The sequence below is a fragment of the Micromonospora sp. NPDC093277 genome (genome assembly GCF_044765245.1).
GTDB lineage: Bacteria > Actinomycetota > Actinomycetes > Mycobacteriales > Micromonosporaceae > Micromonospora.
In genome coordinates this window covers 36840-55989 of sequence record NZ_JBIWJO010000019.1, presented here as the reverse complement: position 1 = coordinate 55989, position 19150 = coordinate 36840, and the positions used below count along the sequence as shown (strand labels likewise).

Below are 19150 nucleotides of genomic sequence, written 5' to 3'. Positions count from 1 at the left end.
GAACGCGACGGGTCACTGGTGGTCGCCCGCGTGCCAGGAGTGCCAGAGGGCGGCGTAGGCGCCGTCGGCGCAGACGAGGTCGTCGTGACTGCCGAGTTCGGTGATCCGGCCGTCCTCGATCACCGCCACCCGGTCGGCGTCGTGCGCGGTGTTGAGCCGGTGCGCGATGGCGAGGACGGTACGCCCGGTGACCACGGCGGCGAGCGCCCGCTCGGTGCGCCGGGCCGTCGTCGGATCGAGCGCGGCGGTCGCCTCGTCGAGGATCAGCGTGTCCGGGTCGGCGAGCACCAGCCTCGCCAGCGCGAGCTGTTGGGCGTCGGCGGCGGCGAGTTCGCGGGCACCGTCGCCGAGTTGCGTGTCGAGGCCGCCGGGCAGGTCGGCGTACCAGTCGGCACCCACGGCGCCCAGTGCGGAGCGCATCTGTTCGTCGGTCGCGCCGGGCGCGGCGAAGGCGAGGTTGTCGCGCAGCGAGCCGATGAAGACATGGTGTTCCTGGGTGACGAGGGCGATCCGGCGGCGCCGTTCGGCCGGGTCCAGGTCGGTGATCGGGCGGCCGCCGAGGCTCACCACGCCCTCGCGCGGCGCGTCGATTCCGGCGAGCAGCCGGGCGAGGGTGGACTTCCCGGCGCCCGAGGGTCCGACGATGGCGAGACGTTCGCCGGGGCGTACCTCGAGGTCGATGCCGTGCAGCACGTCGTGGCCGTCGGCGTACGAGAACCGCGCGCCACGCACGACGAGCGGTTGCCCGGACGGCGCGGCCGCCGTGCCGCGCGCCTCCGGTATCCCGATCGTGGCCGGGGTGACCGTCACGTCGCCGGGCCCGTTCTCCCGTTCGGTTCTCGGGCCGACGCCGAGCACGCGGGCCAACGAGGCGAAGCCGCGTTGCGCCTGCTCCACCCATTGCAGCAGCTGGTCCATGGGATCGACCGCCTGCTGGAGATAGAGTGCGGCGGCGACCACCTCACCGAGGGTCACCATTCCCCTGTTCAGGAAGTACCCGCCGCTGAGCAGCACCGCGGCGATCGGGAGCGCGTAGCTCGCCTCCACCACCGGAAAGAAGACGGACCGGAGGGCCAGGGTCGCCCGGCGGGCGGCCCACACCTGGCCGATCCGCCGCGTGCCGTACGCGATGCGGTCGGCGTCGAGGCGGAGCGCCTCGACGGTGCGGGCGCCCTCGGCGGTCGCGGTCAGCGCCTCGGTCAGCTCGGCGGTCGCCGCCCCCTCGGCGAGGTAGGCCGGCCGGGCGCGACGTAGGTACCAGCGGGTGACCGCGAAGATCGACGGCAGCCCGGCCAGTGCGACCAGGCCGAGCAGCGGATGCAGCAGGAAGATCGCACCGAACAGGAGCGCCAGTTGCGCCGAGGCGATGACGATGACGGGTACCACGTCCCGGACCGTGGTCCCGACCGTCGTCACGTCGACCGAGCTGCGGGTGGCGAGTTCGCCGGTGCCGGCGCGCTCGACGACGGAGACGGGCAGGTCGAGCGTCCGCGAGACGAACTCCTCGCGCAGCCGGGCGACGGCGCGCTCGCCGAATCGGTGGCCGGCGTACTGGGCGTACCTGGTGAGCAGCCCTTGGGCCAGCACGCAGCCACCGATCGCGAGCGCCAGGCGGTCCACGGCGGCGGCACCGGCGCCGGCGGCGACCTCGTCCACGATCCTGCCCAGCAGCCACGGTGCGGCGAGCCCGGCGACCGCGGCGGCGCTGTGCAGCACCAGCACGATGGCGACCGCGCGGCGGTCCCGGGCGACGAGGTCCCGCGCGGCCCGGCGGACCGCGGCCGGGTCCGCGACGGGGAGCCCGGTCACCGCAGCGCTCCGTCGATGTCGGCGGACTCGCTGTCCCGGGCCACCAGCGCCCGGTAGCTCGGCTCCTGTTCGAGCAGGTCGAGGTGGGTGCCGGCGGCCACGATCCGGCCTTCGCGCAGGTGCGCGACCAGGTCGGCGCACCCGAGCAGCAGCGGCGACGTCGCCAGCACGACCGTGGTCCACCCGGCCCGCGCCGCCCCGAGTCGCCGCGCGACCCGCGCCTCGGTGTGCGCGTCCACGGCCGACGTCGGGTCGATGAGGATCAGTACGTCCGGTTCGGCGAGCAGCGCCCGGGCGAGACGTACGCGTTGTCGCTGGCCGCCGGAGAGGGTGCGAGCCCTCGCGCCGATCGGGGTGGCGAGCCCGTCCGACAGTCCGTCGACGACGTCCTCGGCCGACGCCGTACGCAGGGCCGCGTTGATCTCGGCGTCGTCGGCGCCCGGCCGGGTGCGCAGGATCTCCCGCAGGGTCCCGGCGAAGAGGTAGGAGTCGTGGTCGGCGACGAGGATCCGGGCCCGTACCTCGTCGAGCGCGATCCCGGCCAGCGGTACGCCGCCCCAGGTCACGTCGCTGGCGACGAACCGCCCGAGGCGGTCGGCCAGCGCGATGGCCTCGGCCGGGTCGTCGGCGGCGACGGCGATCAGCCGACCGGCGGGCACCACCAGCCCGGTAGCGGGATCATGCAGTTCGGCGGGACCGTCCGGCGCGGGCAGGACAGCCTTCCGGTCGTTCCCCGAAGGCGCCACGACGTCATCCGGGGTCAGGTTGAGCAGGGCGACGATCCGGCGCGCGGCGACGCGGCCCCGGATCGCCTGGTAGCCGCCCTCGATCAGGAACCAGACGGGCACGACGAGGATCGCCACGTACCCGTAGACGGCGACCATCTGCCCGATCGTGATGTCGCCCGCCGCGGCCATCCGCGCCGCCAGCCACACCACGGCGGCCAGGAACAGTCCCGGGATGACAATCGTCAGCGCCTGGATCCAGCTGTTCACGGCGCCGACCCGGTATCCCTCGGCCAGCAGGTGCTGGGAGCGGGCCGCGTACCGGCGGGCGAACAGGCCACGCCCACCGACCCCGGCGAGTACGCGCAGCCCGGCCACGATGTCTCCGGCGCGGGTGGTGAGGATGCCCTGCTGGTGCCGGTAGACCGACTCGACCCGTTCGAGCCGGCGCAGCAGCGGCCCGACGACCAGTGCCACCGCGGGCACGCCGAGCAGCACGAACAGCGCGAGGAACGGGGAGACCGACCACAACACGACGGCGACGAACGCGTACGCGAGGACCGCTCCGACGCCCGGCCCGGTCATCGTCAACACCGCCGACGTGTTCGTGATGTCGCTGCCGCCGACGGTGGCGACCTCCCCGGCGGCGAGCCGGCGCGGCAGCACGGCGCCGATCCGGGACAGCTGACGCAGCAGGACGGCCGCGGAGCGGGCCGACGCGTCCTCCCGGACGAACGTCATCGTGCGGTGCCGCATGATGCCCAGGTACGCCAGGCCGACCCCGGCGACGACGATCGCGGCAACCCACCACAGCAACGCCTGGTAGTCGTGTGTGCGCAGACCGTCGTCGATGGCGCGGGCGACGAGGTACGGCCGCGCCGACAACCCGAGCATCCAGGCGGTACCGATCAGGCTGCCGCGCAGCACCCGCCACGGCTGGCAGCGGATCAGCCACCAGATGTACCACATCGGCCCCCTCGTGTCCGGCGCGCCGGGGTCGGGATGAGGGAGGTTTGGTGGCACCCGTCCAGGTTACCGATGATCTCGCGCGTCGTGGGGGTACCCCTGCTCACGGTCTACGGCACGCCACCACCGGCGCCTGCACGACTCGGCGGATGCCGGCGCCGATCAGACAGCGGCGACGGCACGCACGGCACCGACGAACTCGGTGAACGGATGTTGGCTCGAACGTGGACACCCCGTACGCTCTCAACCATTCACAGAGGTCGAGCAGCCCACCTGGGAAGGTGACCGCGATCATTGCCCAACCCGGTTTCGCGGAGCTGCTGCGACGCCATCGGCACGCGGCGAGCCTGACGCTGGAGCAGCTCGCGGAGGCGTCGGGGGTCAGCGCTCGGACGCTGTCGGACATGGAGCGTGGACGCAGCCGGGGACCTCAGCACCGAAGCGTCACCGCCCTCGCGGACGCGCTAAAACTCGAGGACGCCGACCGGAAGCAGCTGATCGAGCTGGCCCGCGACGGCCGGCTGCGGGATCGCTGGGTACGCCCGACCGGTTTGTGCGAGCTGCCCCGATCCGTTGCCGACTTCACCGGCCGGGTCGCCGAAATGGCCTGGACCAACGATCTCGTCTGCGCGGACGTCTCCCCGGGTGTCGCCAGCGTGGGACTCATCACCGGGTCCGCCGGCCTGGGAAAGACGACGTTCGCCGTTCGCGCCGCCCACGCCCTGCGGTCGAACTTCCCCGACGGGGTGTTCTTTCTCGATCTGTTCGGCATGTCCCAGCAACCCCTCACCGTCGATGTCGCGTTGGCGTCGCTGCTTCGTGCCCTTGGTGCGACGGACCAGCAGATCCCCACCGATGCTCCCGGCCGTTCGTCCCTTTACCGCTCGCTGCTGCGGGGCAAGCGGGTGCTGGTCGTGCTCGACAATGCCGCGTCGGAGGAGCAGGTCCGTCCACTCCTGCCGGCCGGCGGGAGCCGGGCTCTGGTCACCAGCCGACGGCTGCTCGCCGGCCTGGAGGGCGTACGCAGGCTGAGCCTCGGACCCCTGCCACTGCCGGAGGCCACCGAACTGTTGACCGGGATCCTCGGTGACCGCGTTGCCGCGGATGGTGAACCGGCGCTGGCCCATCTCGCACAGTTGTGCGGTGGTCTGCCCCTCGCGCTACGGATCGTCGGGAACAGGTTGGTCAGCCGGCCCGGCTGGAAAGCCGCCGACCTCGCCGCCCGGCTGACGAACGAGGAGCGCCGCCTCGACCAGCTCCGAGCCGGAGATCTCAAGATCGCCACCGCGTTCGGGCTCTCCTACGAACAGCTCGCGGCATCCGCGCGGCGGGTCTTCCGCCGGCTCGCCCTGGTGCCCGGCCGGGACTTCGACGCCGCCCTCGCCGCGGTTCTGGGCGGAATCTCGATCGAGGATGCCTGGGACGCCCTCGACGAACTCGTCGACCTCGGTCTGCTGCAGGACAGCGCGTCGGGCCGTTATCGCTTCCATGACCTGGTCCGGCTGTTCGCCCGCGATCGACTTCACGAGGAGGACACCGCGGCCGAGCGGGACGCGGTCGCCGGGACGATGATGTCGTGGCTGCTGCGGACGGCCACCACCGCCGGGCGGTGGTTCGAACCCGCGTACGGTCCTTCCGACCGGCCCGACACCGACCTCGTGCGCCTGTCCTCGATGGACGAGGCCGACCACTGGCTGCGCGTGAACTCGGACAACTGGCTGGGTGCGTTGCGATATGGGGCGGGCAACGCGCAGCACGCCGCTGTCCTCGACTGCGCCGAGTCGATGCACTGGTTCTCCGACCGGTGGATGCACGCACCACACTGGCGTGAGGTTTTCACCCTCGGCGCCGAGGCCGCCGCCGCCCTGGGTGATCCGGCCCAGCATGCCACTCAGCTGAACTATCTGGCCTGGGTTCACCTGGTGCCGCCCGGTGACTCGGAAGCCACCCTGCGGTACGCGGCCCAGGCGCTGGACATCGCTGCCGGCTGCGGCGCCAGGGCCCAGATCGCCTGGGCCCACCAGTACAGCGGAATCGCACTGCGACTGCTTCAACGGCTCGACGAGGCCACGGTGTCAGCGGCTCAGGCCGTGGAGATGTTCAAGACCGACGGCGACGCCGACGCGTACTGCCAGGGTCTGAGCACCCTCGGTGACTGCCTGCGCGACAGCGGGCACCACCACGAAGCGCTGGAGCAGTACCGCCGCATGTGTGTTCTCGTGGACGACGAGGAGGCGGGGATGACGCCGAGCATCGCCGCGCTCACCCGGCCGCTGGCGCTGGTCCGTGTCGGCGACTGCCTTCGGCTGCTCGACCGCCCGGCCGAAGCGATCACCGCCCTCGCCGAGGCGGTCCGCCTCATGGACCGGTTTCCGTTGTCCGGCTCGCAGGCGCGCATCCTGATCGCACTGGCCGCGGCCCTGGCCGACGAGGGCCGGGCCGACGAGAGCCGCCAGGTCTACGCACGCGCGGCCGACGTGTTCGAGGCGATCGGTGACGCCGACGAGAGCAGCCGCTGTCGTGACCTGGCGACGGCCAGCCGCTGACCCGCCGTGGGCGCCGTCGAACTTCTGCCTGCTCTTCTGCGTGGCCTCGCCCCTTCCGCGCCGGTTGGATGGAGCGCATCGGACGGGCGTCGGGCCTGTCCATCCAGGTCAGGAGCGACCATGACGACAGTCAGGAACGTCGTGCTCGTGCACGGCGGCTTCGTGGACGGATCCGGCTGGCAGGCCGTCCACGACGACCTCGCCGTGGACGGCTTCCGCATCCGGATCGTGCAGAACCCGACGCTGACGCTCGGTGGTGACGTCGCCGCGACCTGCCGGGTCCTCGACGCGCTCGACGGCCCGGCCGTCCTGGTCGGCCACTCCTACGGCGGGGCCGTCATCACCGAGGCCGGCACGCACCCCCACGTCGCGGCGCTGGTGTACGTCGCCGCGTTCGCCCCCGACCAGGGCGAGTCGGTCAACACGCTGATCGCCAACCCGCCGCCCGGGGCGCCGGTGCCGCCGATCCTGCCGCCGCGCGACGGCCTGCTCTACCTCGACCGGGACAGGTTCCACGACGCGTTCGCCGCCGATCTGCCCGCGCAACTGGCCGCGTTCATGGCCGACGCGCAGGTCCCTTGGGGCGTGGACGCGCTCAGCGGTGCCGTCACCGAGCCGGCCTGGCGGCACAGGCCCAGCTGGTATCTGGTCGCCACCGAGGACCGCATGATCCCGCCGCCGGCCCAGCGCACCATGGCCCAACGCGCCGGATCGTCGATCGTCGAAGCCATCAGCAGCCACGCCGTCCACGTCTCGCAGCCCGCCGCGGTCGCCGACCTCATCCGTCAGGCCGCCGCCTGACCACCGGCCGGCCATCACGCGGTGTTCTGGCCGTCGGGCAGGGGCGCGGGCGGGTGTGGGCGAGGTGACCGGGGTGCCGGCGTGGCCGCGGCCGACGGTGGCACCGTGGTCCGGGACCTGGTACGGCCGATCGCCGCATCGGCCTGGTCCGTGGCGGCGAGGGCGCTGGCCAGTTCGCGGGTGAGCCGCTCGTCCAGCCGGCGGGCCCGGCCGCCCAGTCGGTGCCAGGATTCGACGGTGGCCATCCAGAGCAGCTGCGGGACCAGGTCGGTGCAGCGGTCCCGGACCCAGCGGGTGCCCTTGACGGCGAGCCAGGCCAGCTGCTGTCGTCGGGTCGGGGGCGGGTTGCCGGGCTTCGGGTCGGGTCGGGCGTACACCGGATGGCCCCGGGCAGCCAGCAGGTCGGCGTAGGAGCCGGCGAGCAGCCGGTGGCCGCGTTCGCTGGGATGCAGCCGGTCGACGCTCCACATGCTGCTGCGGTAGGTCTCCGGGTGGCTCGCGGCGTCGAAATGCACCGTGCCGAACCGCTGGGCGGCATGGTCGAACACCGCGTTGACGACGTCGATACGCCGGGCGAGCGGCCGGGCCAGCCCGGCGGGCAGGCCCAGCATCCGGCCCGGCTCCGGCAGCCGGGCGGTGAGCACCAGCGCGCCGACCCGGTGCAGCGCCGCGACGGTCTCGATGACGGCGGCGCTGAGAGCCGCGACGTCGAAACTGGCGCGGAGCGTGTCGTTGACCCCGACGAGGACCGCGGCCACGGTGGGACGTAGCTCCAGCGCACGGGGCAACTGGTCCCGGACGACGGTGCCGGTGAGCGCGCCGGAAACGGCGAGATTGTGAAACTCGACGCTGCCGGGTGGGCCGAGGGCCTCGGCGAGCAGCGCGGCCCACCCGCGCCAGCTCCCGTCCGGCATCGGGTCGCCGAAGCCGGCCGTGATCGAGTCGCCGAGGGCGACGAACCGCGTGGTCATCATGGCCGCGGCCACCCCCCGCGCGTAGGCACGAAATGAGGATCCTCCAGCCACGTACCGACCAGGTCACCGCCCGTCGGCCCGAGGGCGAACGCCCGGCGAAGATCAGCCGTACCCGCTCGTCGCGGCGCCGGATCACCGGGTCAACCGGTCGGCGGCCGGTCAGGGCGGCTGGTGGGACGGTCAGCCGAAGCGGCCGTGCACATAGTCGGCGGTGCGGGGGTCGGCCGGCGCACCGAACATCGTCTCGGTGTCACCGGCCTCCACGATCTGACCCGGCCGGCCCTCCTCGGCGAGGAAGAAGGCGCAGTACTGCGAGACCCGGGCGGCCTGCTGCATGTTGTGCGTGACGATGACGATCGTCACGTCGTGGCGCAGCGCCTCGATCGTCTCCTCGATCCGCCGGGTGGAGGTGGGGTCGAGCGCGGAGCAGGGCTCGTCCATGAGCAGCACGTCGGGGCGTACGGCGAGGGACCTGGCGATGCACAGTCGCTGCTGCTGCCCGCCGGAGAGCGCGCCACCTGGCTGGCCGAGTCGGTCTCGCACCTCGCGCCACAGGCCCGCCTTGGTGAGGCACTCCTCGACCAGGACGTCGCGGTTCCCCCGGGAGGCCCGGGTTCCGGTGAGGCGCAGGCCGGCGAGGACGTTGTCCGCGATGGACATGGCCGGGAACGGGTTGGGCTTCTGGAACACCATGCCGATCCGGCGGCGGGTCTCGATCACGGGACGGCCGTGCTCGTAGATGTCGCGCCCGTTCAAGCGGACCTCGCCGGACAGGGCGGCCGACGGCACCAGTTCATGCATCCGGTTCAGAATCCGCAGGAAGGTCGACTTGCCGCAGCCGGAGGGGCCGATGAGCGCGGTGACGGTACCGGCGGCCATGGTGAGGGAGACCCGGTCGAGGACCTTGTGCGTGCCGAACCAGGCGGAGACGGCGTCGGCCTCCAGCGCGGCGCCGTCGGCGACGTGCTCGGGAGGCTGCCCGGGCAGCGTCGCCGTCACGGTCGGGCGGTCGGTCTCGTCGCCCATGATTGCGAGCTCGTGGACGGACACCGCCGCCTCCCTTTCGCTCTCCGGATGCCGGCGCCTGCCGGGCCGTTCGAGAACGAGGCTAGCCACGTCCGGGCCGTCCGGAGTGAACGCGCGGTTCACGGAAGATGCACCGTCGCGCCGGCCCGGTTCGGGGCGCCGCCGGGTCGGTCCAGGTCCGGCCACCCGGGCGGGCCACCCGTTGGTTGCGCGTTCACCGGCCGGGGACGCGGCGAGAGCGCAAGCTTCGATGTCACGTTGTGGAGTGGGGCGATTGCGGAGGGCAGGGTTTCCCTCGGCTCCACAAGCGTGGGGTCAACGGAGCGCCCTTCAAGGAGGATTCTCATGCGCTCAGTCATCCGCACGGCGGGTCTGGTCGTCGCCGGCTCGGCGGCCCTGCTCATGACGGTGACCGGCACCGCGTACGCGGACAGCCCGGGCACCCCGGCAGCGTCGGACGTGGTGGGCGTCGGCTCCGACACCACGGAGTTCGTCACCGCCAAGCTCGCGGCCGACTACAACGCCAAGTCCCCGGCTCCGACCAACAAGCTGTTCTCGTACGACGCGACCGGTTCGTCGACGATCCCGCTGAAGCCGGGCTGCACCGCGATCACCCGGCCGAACGGTTCCTCCGCGGGCATCACGGCGCTGCAGGCCGACACCACCCACTGCATCGACTTCGCCCGGTCCTCCCGGCCGAAGAAGACCGACGGCACCGAGTCCAACCTGACGTTCCGCGAGTTCGCCCGGGACGGCCTCGGAGTGGCGGTGAAGGCCAGCGGCAGCAGCGTGCCCGCCACCCTGACCACCCTCGACCTGTTCAACCTGTACGGGGCGGCGGCGGGCACCCCCGCCTGCAACCGCACCGCCTACCTGCCCCAGCCGGGCTCCGGCACCCGCTCGGTCTTCCTCGCCAACATCGGTCTGACGGAGACGACGAAGGGCAGCTGCGCCAAGGACACCTGGGACAACGACAGCAACCCGGCCACCCCGGAGGTCGGGGTGCAGGAGCACGACCCGGCCCCGATCGCCAACAACGCCAACGCCGTCGCCCCCTTCTCGGCCGGGCGTAAGGGCGCCTTCACCTCGGTCGTGTTCCGCAACCTCGACGACAGTGTCCGGCCGTCCGGCCTGGCCGCCAACTCCACCGTCAAGGTCGACCCGGTGACCGGCCAGGTCTCCACGGCCGGCACCGCGGTGAACGTCTACGACCGGGCGCTGTACAACGTGTTCCGCGTCGCCGACCTGGCCACCGGCAGCACCTACAAGGCCCGGCTCGACGCCGCCTTCGGCCCGCTGGGCTGGATCTGCACCAACGCCACCGCCAAGGCCGACATCGAGGCCGCCGGCTTCCGCCGGTCCTCGAACTGCGGCAGCTGACCGCCGCAGGACCCCCGCACCCGGGGCCCGGCACCACGGTGCCGGGCCCCGGCCCCACTCGCGGCGCACCGACCTGCGTGCGCATCCGTGACGTACGACCGACGGCGCCGCGCCGCCCCCGTGTTCCCGTCGGACATCCCGTCCGGCGCCTCAACCTCAGGAGGAACAGATGCTCAAGCGCAGGACAGTCCTCGTCGCGACGGCCGCGGCCGTCACCGCGGCAACCGGGCTCGCCGCCCCGGCGGTGGCCGGGCCGCCCGCCCCGGTCGGCGCCTCCGGCTACGCGTTCACCCTGCTCGGCACGGTCAACCTGCCGGGCCAGCTCAGCTACGGCGGCAGCCGGGTGGCCGGCATCACCGGCGCCGACTACGACCCGGCCAGCGGCACGCTGCGGCTGGTCAGCGCCGACCGCTCGAACCGCGCGCCGGCCCGGTTCTTCTCGGCCCAGCTCACCGTCGGCTCCGGCGTCTGCGCACTGCGCCTCGTCGGCGGGGTGCACCCGCTCACCCGTCCCGACGGCACGCCGTACCCGGCAACGGGCCCGGACGCGGCCGACCCGCAGGCGATCCGCTACGACGCCGCCTCCGGAAGGGTGCTCTGGGCGTCGGCGGGCGACCGCGCCGCCGGTGCCGCTCCGGCTGTCCGCGCCGCGACCGCCAACGGCGCCTTCGTCGCCGAGCTGCCGCGGCCCGGCAACGAGCGGGTGGACGTGCCGGGCCAGGGCCCGCAGGCGGGTGGCGGCTACCGGGGCCTCACGCTCAGCGCCGACGGCTCGTTCGTCGCCAGCGCCCTACGCTGGCCTCTGCTCCAGGACGGGGCGACGCCGGTCCGGATGACCTTCCGGGACAGCGCGTCCGGTGAACCGCTGGCCCAGTTCGCGTACCAGTTGGACGCCCTGCCCGGCAACGGCGTGGCCGAGCTCGTCACCGTCGACGAGAGCCGTTACCTCGTGCTGGAGCAGGCCCCGCTGCCCAACGGCGGGAACTCGGTGCGGCTCTACGAGATCGACCCGTCGCTCGGCGCCACCAACCTGCTGAGCGAGGAGGCCCCGGCGGCGCTTGCCGGCGCGGACTACCTGTCGCTGCAGAAGCGGCTGGTGCTCGACCTTGCCGACCTGCGGATCGGCACGGTGCAGAACCTGCAGGCGCTGACGTGGGGGCCCGAGCTTCCCGACGGGCGCCGGAGCCTGCTGCTCGTCTCGGACAACGGCTCGGTCGGCAACCGATCCACCCAGGTGATCGCGGTGGCGGTCGCGCTGTCCTGACGGCAGCCCCGGTCGGAGCCCGGCACCACTGGTGCCGGGCTCCCCCGCGTCACATGAGGTTGGGCAGCAGGGTGACGGCCGTGAGGTGGAACACCTGCACAGCCAGGGCGAGCAGCAGCGGCATGCCGACCACCCACGATTCCCGCCGTCCCCACCGGTACCGGGCCCAGGTGAAGGCGGCGACCGCGACCGCGAGCAGTTGCAGCCAGAGCACCAGCTGGACGAACCCGGTCCGGTCGGCGGCCAGCGGCACCTCCTGCGGCCACTGCACCCGGCTACGGCCGGGCGGCGCCGCCTGCACCGCTCCGATCAACTCCGCGTCCACGTAGACGGTACGGTCCACGCCCAGGCGCAGCCCGGGCACCGGTCCGTCGCCCTCCATGCCCACCAACGTCAGCCGCCCCTGGTCGGCCCGCAGCGGCGGCAGCAGCGCCGCGCCCGCCCGTCGCACGCCGATCACCCGGTACGTGTGCTCGCCCTGGACGGTGGTGACCGTGACCTCGTCGGCCGGCCTCAGCCGGGTCAGCTGCCGGAACGGAGCGCCGAACGTCACCGAGCGGCCCATGATCACCGCGGTGCCGGGTTGTCCGGGCAGCGGGCTGGTGGGTCGGTGCCCCGGACCTCCGTCGAGCTGCCGGCCACCGGTGCCCTCGACCACGATCTCGTCCAGGCCCAGCGCCGGTATCCGCAGCCGCGCGACCGGCGAGCCGGTGTCGATCAGCCCGCCGGCGGGCAGGGTCTGCGCGGACAGCTGCTCGGCGAACGAGTCGCGCAGGACCGACTGGGTGCGGTCGTGCTGTAGCGGGCTGATGACCAGCAGGTATCCGACGAAGGCCAGCGAGACGACGGCGAGCGTGGCCATCCCCCGACTGAGCGTCTCGGCGAGCAGCGTCGGATGCCGGGGGGCAGGGGAATCGGCCGGGTGGTCGGTCGTGGGCGGCTCCACCACCGAGGACTGGACGAGCGTGGTCACGGTTGCCTCCACGGGAGGCGGGTGGCGGGCCGGAGCCCGCCGCCCGCGACGGCGTTGTGCGGGTCAGCGCCCGCGCAGGGCATTTCGGAGTCGGCTCAGCCGGGCGCCGAGCGGATGCCCGGGCCGGGTGACCACGGTGGCGACCGGTGCCACCACCCCGGCGACCAGAGCGAGGGCCAGCAGGACGGGCAGCAGCCAGCGGGCCGCCGGGGAGGCGGCCGTGGTGGTCGCGGACGCGGGGACCACGGCCGAGGGTGCCGGCGACGGCACCCCGGGGGATGACGGCACCGGACCGGGCGACGGCGCCCCGCCGGACGACGGCACCGACGGCGTCGCGTCGGGGTCCAGCGCCTGACCGGCGGGCGGCGTTCCGGTGCTGCCCGCGCCGGTGTCGGTACGGTCGGTCGGCCGGGTGGAGGGCTTGGGGGTCTGGGTCGGCGTGGCGCCGGCGCCCTGGTCGCGGACCGCCTTCGCCGCGGCGGTGGTCACGGCCTGCATCGCCGGGGGCAACGGCAGATAACCGTCCGGCAGGTCACCGGCGGCGAACCCGACGTGTTGACCGGTGCTGGCCGCGTACTCGAGGAACGTGGCGTACCGGTCGGCGACGGCCTTCGGCAGCCCGGCCTTCGGCACGACGGCGTAGACCGGCATGGTGCCCGGGTAGCCACGGGCGTCGAGTGTCGCGTGGTCGACCGACACCACGCCGGTCGCCTTGTCCGTGCGGACGGTCTGCAGGGCGTAGGCCATCGCCGCCGATGTCGGGGCGACGAACTCGCCGGCGCGGTTGCGCAGTTCCGCCCGGCGCAGGCCGAACTGCGCCGCGCTGCCGTTGTCGACAATGGCCAGCAGGGCGCGGGTGCCCACGGTCTGCGCCAGGACGCGCTTGTACGTGACCGGCTGCCCGGTGCTGATCAGCGGCTCGGTGATGCTGGTCGGCCAGGCGCGGACCATTGCCAGCGCGGCCTCACGCAGCGTCGCCACCTGATTCGCCGCGAGGTTGAACCAGACAACATTGCCGTACACGTCGTTGGAGGTGCCCGGAGTGGTCCAGTCCTCGCGCAGCTCGAACTGCTCGGCCGGTACGGCCCAGCCGCGGAACTTGGGGTTGACCCGCATCCCCCACTCGTCGGGCGCGCCGGTGAGCCAGGCCACCGCCGCGGGGTCGCTGGCGATGTAGGCGGTGAGGGCGTGGACGAGATCCTGGTCGCCCTGCAACAGGATCGGGAAGGTGGAGCCGGCGGGGTTGTCGAACGGGTTCAGCCCGGGGTTGAGCGCCTTGAACTCGGGGTCCGCCGCCCACCACCGCGGATTGTTCTTGACCGGCGACGACTGGCCCGGTCCGCCCCCGGGATAGGACTGCGTGATCAACTTCGCCAGGAGGCGGGCGTTGAACCGCAGCTGGGTCACCTCGCGGGTGTTTCCCTGCTCGTCGGTGGTGTCCAGGATGTAGCTGACCGCGAACCCGTTCACCGCGACCGGCGCGTACGCCAGGGGCTTGTCGGGCTTCTCGTCCAGCGGACGGGAGGACAGCAGCGCTCCCAGGCCGCCGTCCGGCTCGTCGAGGCCTGCGACGAACTGCCGGCGCGCATCGCCCTCGGGCACATCTGTGTAGCCCAGCTTGAACAACGCCTTGTCCAGGCAGAACCGCGGTCGCCAGCTCGCCATGAGCGGAGCCACCAACGGGGATCCGACCAGCCCGGTCTCGGGGCGGGTGTCCTGCGCGCAGACCTCGGGGGTCGCCCGGAAGGTGAGCGGGAAGACGAAGCGGCGGTCCCAGTTCGTCGGCGTCATCCAGGTGTCGGATCCGATGGTGCTCTGGTTGTTCTGGCAGTACTCGTCGAGGAAGTCGGCGAAGTCCGCGTAGAGCTCCGGATACTCGCCGATCGGCCGGCACCCGATCGGGCCGACCGGCACGACCACCAGGGAGCATTCCTGGCGGTCCGAACAGCCGAGGCTGGGCAGGTCTGCCGCGGGGATCAGCTCGACGGGCTGGGAGCCGGCACCGGACTCGTTGCTGACCGCGGTCACCTCGTTCAAGGTCGCCTGGGAGCGGTCCGGCGGGTTCGAAAGGATCACGCCCTGTGGGTAGAGAGCGCTCGTGGGGTAGTCCGGGAAAATCCCACCGGGCAGGCCGTCGGAGAAGCTGAAGTAGGACCGGCCGTCCCGGGCGGTGAACGGGATCGCGCCGGCCGTGACGTCGGACTCGACAGACTCGCCCCAGACGGCCGGGTCGAGGGTCTGCCCCGCGGGTAGCTTCGGGTCCAGCCGGTTGACCAGGGCCGTGTCCCCACGATTCGGGTACCAGCACCGCTGCGGGGTGACCGCACTCGGGGCGCCCCAGCACTGCATGACGACCACCGGCGGGGAGCCGTTCACCGTCGGGCGCAGACCGGACCAGGAGACCGTGACCCGCTGGCGGATCAGGCCGGTGGTCTGGGAAACGGTCACCGATCCGAGGAAGGTTCGCCCCAGATCGGCGCCGTAGGTGTCGTCCATGGTCTGGGTCAGCGTCATCGGCCCGTCGACACCCTCGGGCGGGCCGATGACCGGGCCTGCGGCCACGGCCCGGGTCGCCGTCCCGAGCAGCAGCCCGGGCAGGACGATCAGGGTGGCGAGCACCGCCAGTACGGACGTCCCCGCGATGCCCCGTCGACGGCGATGAAAAACAGTGGGGGTCATGGTGCTGCTCCTCAGCCTGTGTCGGGTCGATGGAACGGTCATCAGCGGTCGCGCGGGTCAGGGTCGCGTCGCCGTACGGCTCGGGCCACCAGCACGGGCAGCAGCAGGACCAGGCCCAGCTGGACCACGACCAGCACGCTCAGGGCCTGGATGGAGCCCTGTGATGCGGCGAGCTCGACAACGCCGGAGCCGCCGCCCCCGCCGGTCGCTCCGTCGCCGGCCCCCTCGGCGTCGCCGAGCACCTCACCGGTGATCGGGTCGATCCGGACGTCCTCGCCAGGGGTGGTCGGACCGGGACCGACCGAGGCGCCGGGGCTCACCGTCCCGCCGGGCTGGCCGGCTGCCAGGTCGCCGTTACGGCCACCGGACCCGCCACCGTTGGCACCGCCGCCGTTGCCGCCACCCCCGTTCCCGGCACCGCCGCCGCTGCACGGTCCCTGTCCGTCGCGGTCGCAGCCGGGCGGTTGTGGCGCGATACGCGCCAGACGGTTGCTGTTCGGGTTCGCCGCATCGAACGTGGGGTTCTGGCAGCCCTCCGGACGCAGGCTGCTCCGCACCGCCCCGGGCACCCGCTGCAGCTGCTCGAATCCCGCCTTCACCAGGTTGAGCGGCAGCGGCGAGTAGCCGAGCGGGCCGGCCTTCTGTTGCCCCTGGCAGAGGAAGTACTGCCCGAAGAGGCTGAGGGACCGTCCCTTTTCCTCGGTGAGCCGCCCGTCGAGCGAGGTCGGCAGGATCATGTACGAGTACGACGACAGCGGATAGGTCCGCGGGTCCTGGTACCGGTAGACGTCGTCCAGCACCTGGGTGAGATAGACCTTGGGGTCACGGTTGGTGTTGATCCGCGCCTTGGTCAGGGCGACGGCGACGTTGTACTGGGTGGGCAGCACGTAGTAGCCCGCCGCGTTACGCACCTTGGCGACCGGGTAGTTCTTGTTCCGGGCGTACGAGTACTCGACGTACCCGATCGTCCCCTCGCCGTAGCTGGCCGAGATGTAACCGGCCATCTGCACCGAGCCGCTCTGCGCCACGGAGTTGTTGAACTGCGGATAGTACGAGGTCAGTCCGCACCGGTTCGTCCTGGAGATCTTCTCGGCGAAGAACGGGCACCACAGGCTGGCGTGTTCCTTGGCCATCCAGGTGGTGAACTGCGCGGTGGTGCCGGAGCCGTCGGAGCGGACCACCGGCACGATCCGCTTGTTGGGCAGCTGCTTGCCGTTGTTGTCCCGGGTGATCGCCGGGTCCGACCAGTTCGTGATCCGCCCGGTGAAGATCTTCGTGATCGTGTCCCCGGACAGACGCAGGTCCCGGTAGAGCTGACCGCCGACGGTCAGGTGGTACATGAACGAGGTGCCACCCGCCACGATGGGCATGTACGCGTACGGCCGGTTGGTGTCATCGATGGTGCCGGTGACCGGGTCGCGGCCCTGGTATGGGATCTCGGAGACCCCGAAGTCGCTCTGCTTGACGTGGAAGTCGAGCCGTCCGGCGCTGGAGCCGTTCGCCGTGAAACTCACCCGGAGCCCGTTGGTCGCCACGTCGGCGATCCACTGCGAGATCGCGTTCGCGCTCCAGGTCGACCCGGATCCGTAGATCGGGGTCTCGGCGGCGCGGGCCGGGGTGGCCGAGGGGAACGCGCCGGCGATGCCGGACAGGGCGACGAGCAGCAGCGCGAGCACCGCGCGTACAGCGGCGAGACGCCGCGGTCGAAACATGGAGGCGGTCATCGCCGTTCCTTCCGATTGACCCGGGCGGCGGCCGCGCGGGCCACCACGAAGAGCACCAGCACGACGAAGAACAGGATCGCCGCGGCACCGAAGGCCCGCGCGTGATCGGCCTCCTCCGACGACTTGGCGAGCGTGAAGGTCACCAGCGGCAGGGAGACCATCGGCCCGCTGGTCGGGTCGGCGTTGAGGTACGTGGTGTACCCGGCGGTGAGCAGGACCGGGGAGGTCTCCCCCACGCCCCGCGCGACGCCGAGAATCATCGCCGTGACCAGCGAGGGCCGCGCGGTCGGCAGCACCACCCGCCACACGGTGCTCCACTGGGAGGCGCCCAGGGCGAGACTCGCCTCCCGCAGTCCGTTGGGCACGACCCGCAACACGACCTCGGCCGCCCGCGCGATGATCGGCAGCATCATCACGCTGACCGCCAATCCGGCGGCGAGGCCGCTGCGCTGGAAGCCGGCCGCCACGAGCACGGTGCTGTAGATGAACAGGCCCGCCACGATGGAGGGCAGCGCCGTCATCGCCTCCACGACGGTACGGACCGGCCGGGCGAGCGGTCCGCGTACCTCGTTGAGGAAGATCGCGCAGCCGAGGCCGAGCGGCAGCGTGATCGCGACCGCGATGACGATCTGGATCAGGGAACCCACGATGGCGTGCAGCACCCCGCCACGGCTGAGTGGGTCGAGCGGCCCGGCCAGGCTGAGATCCTCGACCAGGAAGTTGGGGTGGCTCAGCGCCTCCCGGCCCCGCCAGAACGTGTAGCCGACAACCAGCACCAACGCGAGCCCGGCGATGGCCGCGACCACGTGCACGACTGCTGCCGCGAGCCGGTCGGCCACCACGGGGCCGGTGTGGCGGAGCAGGCTCACCACGGCGTAGAGCAGCAGGAAGGCCAGCCACACGCAGACCACGAAGCCCAGCGGGCCGGCCACCGGCAGCAGGTTGCCGTAGAGCAGCCACACCAGGCCCACCGCGCCGAGGGCCGAGCCGGCGACCGCGAGCACGTCGTCCAACGTGGTGGTACGCGGCACAAGCGGCACGTCGCTCCGCTTGCGGCGCCGGGGCGGCGGCCCGCCGTCCGGGTCAGGCGGGGCGGCGGCCGGCTGGTCGTCGGAGGTTCGCCGCGGCTGGGGCAGGATGGTGGTCATCCGTCGCACCTCAGATTTCCGTCGCCGCACCGCTGCGGGACCTGGCGACCAGCAGCGACGCGAGGGTGTTGATCAGCAGGGTGAACAGGAACAGCACCAGCCCGGCGGCGAGCAGCGCGGAAATCTGGAAGCCGTTGGCGTCGCCGAACCGGCCGGCGATGAGCGTGGAGACGGTGATCGTGCCGCGTTCGAGGACCGACCACTTCAGGTCGAACGCCGGGGAGATGATCAGCAGGACCGCGATGGTCTCACCAAGCGCGCGGCCGAGGCCGAGCATCGTGCCGCCGATGATGCCGCCGCGACCGAAGGGCAGCACGACCGTACGGATCACGCCCCAGCGGGTGCTGCCCAGGGCGAGCGCGCCCTCCCGTTCGGCGAGTGGCGCCTGGGCGAACACCTCCCGCATCACCGCAGCCGCGAACGGCATCACCATCAGGGCCACCACGACGCCGGCGATGAACGCCGAGGACGTGTAGAGGTTCTGCTCCCAGCCCTGGACGGTGGGGTCGGTTCGTACCCGGAAGGCCGGGATCCAGCCGACGTGATCGGCGAGCCACCGGGACAGGTAGATGATCTGCGGTTGCAGGAAGAAGAACCCCCAGAGTCCGTAGACGACACTCGGCACCGCCGCCATGAGGTCGAGCAGGGCGATGAGAGTGCGCCGCCACCGGCGCGGCGCGTACTCGGAGATGAACAGCGAGACGCCCAGGGCGAGGGGGAACGCGATGACGATCGCCACGATCGCCACCTGCACCGTGCCGGCGAGGACGGCGACGATACCCAGACGGTTCTGCTCGGGCAGCCACTCACGCTCGGTGAAGAAGCTCCAGCCCAACACCCGCAGCGTCGGGACCGACTGGTACGCAAGGAACAGCCCGATACCGCCCATCACGACGAGCACCAGGATCCCGCAGAGCCCGACCGCGCTACGGAAGATCCGGTCGCTCAGCGGCATGCTCGCGCTGATCTGACGTGGGCGGTCGACATCGGCTCCCGCCGCCTGAGTTCTGTCGTCGAACACAGCGGGACCTTGCACGAAACCCTCCCGGACACTTAGCTTCGGACAGGTGCTGGCATTGATGCTGATCGCAGCAAAATCGGGGATCATGAACGCTTGCCAAACGTCGCGCTGCGG

Annotated in this window: 13 protein-coding genes; 4 read left to right on the top strand and 9 right to left on the bottom strand. The window is 72.2% G+C overall.

Annotation, left to right across the window (positions count from 1 at the left end; genetic code table 11):
- Nucleotides 1-12 precede the first annotated feature (12 nt).
- Nucleotides 13-1809 (bottom strand): ABC transporter ATP-binding protein, encoded by a 1797-nt coding sequence (locus ACIRG9_RS29335; RefSeq protein ID WP_402862960.1) that lies wholly within the window; start codon nt 1807-1809, stop codon nt 13-15.
- On the bottom strand, nt 1806-3503 hold the full coding sequence (locus tag ACIRG9_RS29330; RefSeq protein WP_402862957.1) for an ABC transporter ATP-binding protein: 1698 nt from the start codon (nt 3501-3503) through the stop codon (nt 1806-1808). The genes ACIRG9_RS29335 and ACIRG9_RS29330 overlap by 4 nt, the downstream gene beginning before the upstream one ends.
- A gap of 278 nt (nt 3504-3781) precedes the next feature.
- Between ACIRG9_RS29330 and ACIRG9_RS29325 the strand changes: the two genes are divergently transcribed.
- Together ACIRG9_RS29325 and ACIRG9_RS29320 are read left to right on the top strand one after the other, a co-directional pair.
- Nucleotides 3782-6046 carry an ATP-binding protein gene (locus ACIRG9_RS29325; protein ID WP_402862954.1) on the top strand — a complete coding sequence of 755 codons (2265 nt, stop codon included), beginning with the start codon at nt 3782-3784 and terminating at the stop codon, nt 6044-6046.
- A gap of 120 nt (nt 6047-6166) precedes the next feature.
- On the top strand, nt 6167-6847 hold the full coding sequence (locus tag ACIRG9_RS29320; RefSeq protein WP_402862951.1) for an alpha/beta fold hydrolase: 681 nt from the start codon (nt 6167-6169) through the stop codon (nt 6845-6847).
- Nucleotides 6848-6861: 14 nt separating this feature from the next.
- Here the strand turns inward: ACIRG9_RS29320 and ACIRG9_RS29315 are convergent, their stop codons facing one another.
- Complete coding sequence (locus ACIRG9_RS29315) at nt 6862-7821, bottom strand: SGNH/GDSL hydrolase family protein (protein ID WP_402862948.1); 960 nt, start codon at nt 7819-7821, stop codon at nt 6862-6864.
- A 180-nt stretch (nt 7822-8001) separates the two neighbouring features.
- Nucleotides 8002-8847: a phosphate ABC transporter ATP-binding protein gene (locus tag ACIRG9_RS29310; RefSeq protein ID WP_402863020.1), complete on the bottom strand. Its 846-nt coding sequence runs from the start codon at nt 8845-8847 to the stop codon at nt 8002-8004.
- A 345-nt stretch (nt 8848-9192) separates the two neighbouring features.
- Between ACIRG9_RS29310 and ACIRG9_RS29305 the strand changes: the two genes are divergently transcribed.
- A complete protein-coding gene (locus tag ACIRG9_RS29305; RefSeq protein WP_402862945.1) occupies nt 9193-10227 on the top strand; it encodes a substrate-binding domain-containing protein in 1035 nt (344 codons plus the stop codon).
- A gap of 169 nt (nt 10228-10396) precedes the next feature.
- Nucleotides 10397-11491 carry an esterase-like activity of phytase family protein gene (locus ACIRG9_RS29300; RefSeq protein ID WP_402862943.1) on the top strand — a complete coding sequence of 365 codons (1095 nt, stop codon included), beginning with the start codon at nt 10397-10399 and terminating at the stop codon, nt 11489-11491.
- A 49-nt stretch (nt 11492-11540) separates the two neighbouring features.
- On the opposite strand, the gene ACIRG9_RS29295 is transcribed toward ACIRG9_RS29300, so the two are convergent.
- The 5 genes from ACIRG9_RS29295 to pstC all read right to left on the bottom strand — a co-directional run bounded on the left by ACIRG9_RS29295 (nt 11541) and on the right by pstC (nt 19036).
- Nucleotides 11541-12464, bottom strand: coding sequence for a sortase domain-bontaining protein (locus tag ACIRG9_RS29295; RefSeq protein ID WP_402862940.1), 924 nt, complete (start codon nt 12462-12464; stop codon nt 11541-11543).
- Nucleotides 12465-12527: 63 nt separating this feature from the next.
- A complete protein-coding gene (locus ACIRG9_RS29290) occupies nt 12528-15143 on the bottom strand; it encodes a hypothetical protein (RefSeq protein WP_402862937.1) in 2616 nt (871 codons plus the stop codon).
- A 41-nt stretch (nt 15144-15184) separates the two neighbouring features.
- Nucleotides 15185-16867: a phosphate ABC transporter substrate-binding protein PstS gene (locus tag ACIRG9_RS29285; protein WP_402862934.1), complete on the bottom strand. Its 1683-nt coding sequence runs from the start codon at nt 16865-16867 to the stop codon at nt 15185-15187.
- Entirely contained in the window at nt 16864-18015 is a 1152-nt protein-coding gene (gene pstA / locus ACIRG9_RS29280; RefSeq protein WP_402862931.1) for a phosphate ABC transporter permease PstA, read from the bottom strand. Before pstA ends, ACIRG9_RS29285 begins: the two co-directional genes overlap by 4 nt.
- A 10-nt stretch (nt 18016-18025) precedes the next feature.
- Nucleotides 18026-19036 (bottom strand): phosphate ABC transporter permease subunit PstC, encoded by a 1011-nt coding sequence (pstC, locus tag ACIRG9_RS29275; RefSeq protein ID WP_402862928.1) that lies wholly within the window; start codon nt 19034-19036, stop codon nt 18026-18028.
- Between the last annotated feature and the right edge of the window lie 114 nt (nt 19037-19150).

Coding starts and splice junctions, on each gene's coding strand:
- ACIRG9_RS29330 (WP_402862957.1), bottom strand. CDS start 3,503: ATGTGGTACATCTGGTGGCTGATCCGCTGCCAGCCGTGGCGGGTGCTG.
- ACIRG9_RS29320 (WP_402862951.1), top strand. CDS start 6,167: ATGACGACAGTCAGGAACGTCGTGCTCGTGCACGGCGGCTTCGTGGAC.
- ACIRG9_RS29315 (WP_402862948.1), bottom strand. CDS start 7,821: ATGATGACCACGCGGTTCGTCGCCCTCGGCGACTCGATCACGGCCGGC.
- ACIRG9_RS29310 (WP_402863020.1), bottom strand. CDS start 8,847: ATGGGCGACGAGACCGACCGCCCGACCGTGACGGCGACGCTGCCCGGG.
- ACIRG9_RS29305 (WP_402862945.1), top strand. CDS start 9,193: ATGCGCTCAGTCATCCGCACGGCGGGTCTGGTCGTCGCCGGCTCGGCG.
- ACIRG9_RS29300 (WP_402862943.1), top strand. CDS start 10,397: ATGCTCAAGCGCAGGACAGTCCTCGTCGCGACGGCCGCGGCCGTCACC.
- ACIRG9_RS29290 (WP_402862937.1), bottom strand. CDS start 15,143: ATGACCCCCACTGTTTTTCATCGCCGTCGACGGGGCATCGCGGGGACG.
- ACIRG9_RS29285 (WP_402862934.1), bottom strand. CDS start 16,867: ATGACCGCCTCCATGTTTCGACCGCGGCGTCTCGCCGCTGTACGCGCG.
- pstA (WP_402862931.1), bottom strand. CDS start 18,015: ATGACCACCATCCTGCCCCAGCCGCGGCGAACCTCCGACGACCAGCCG.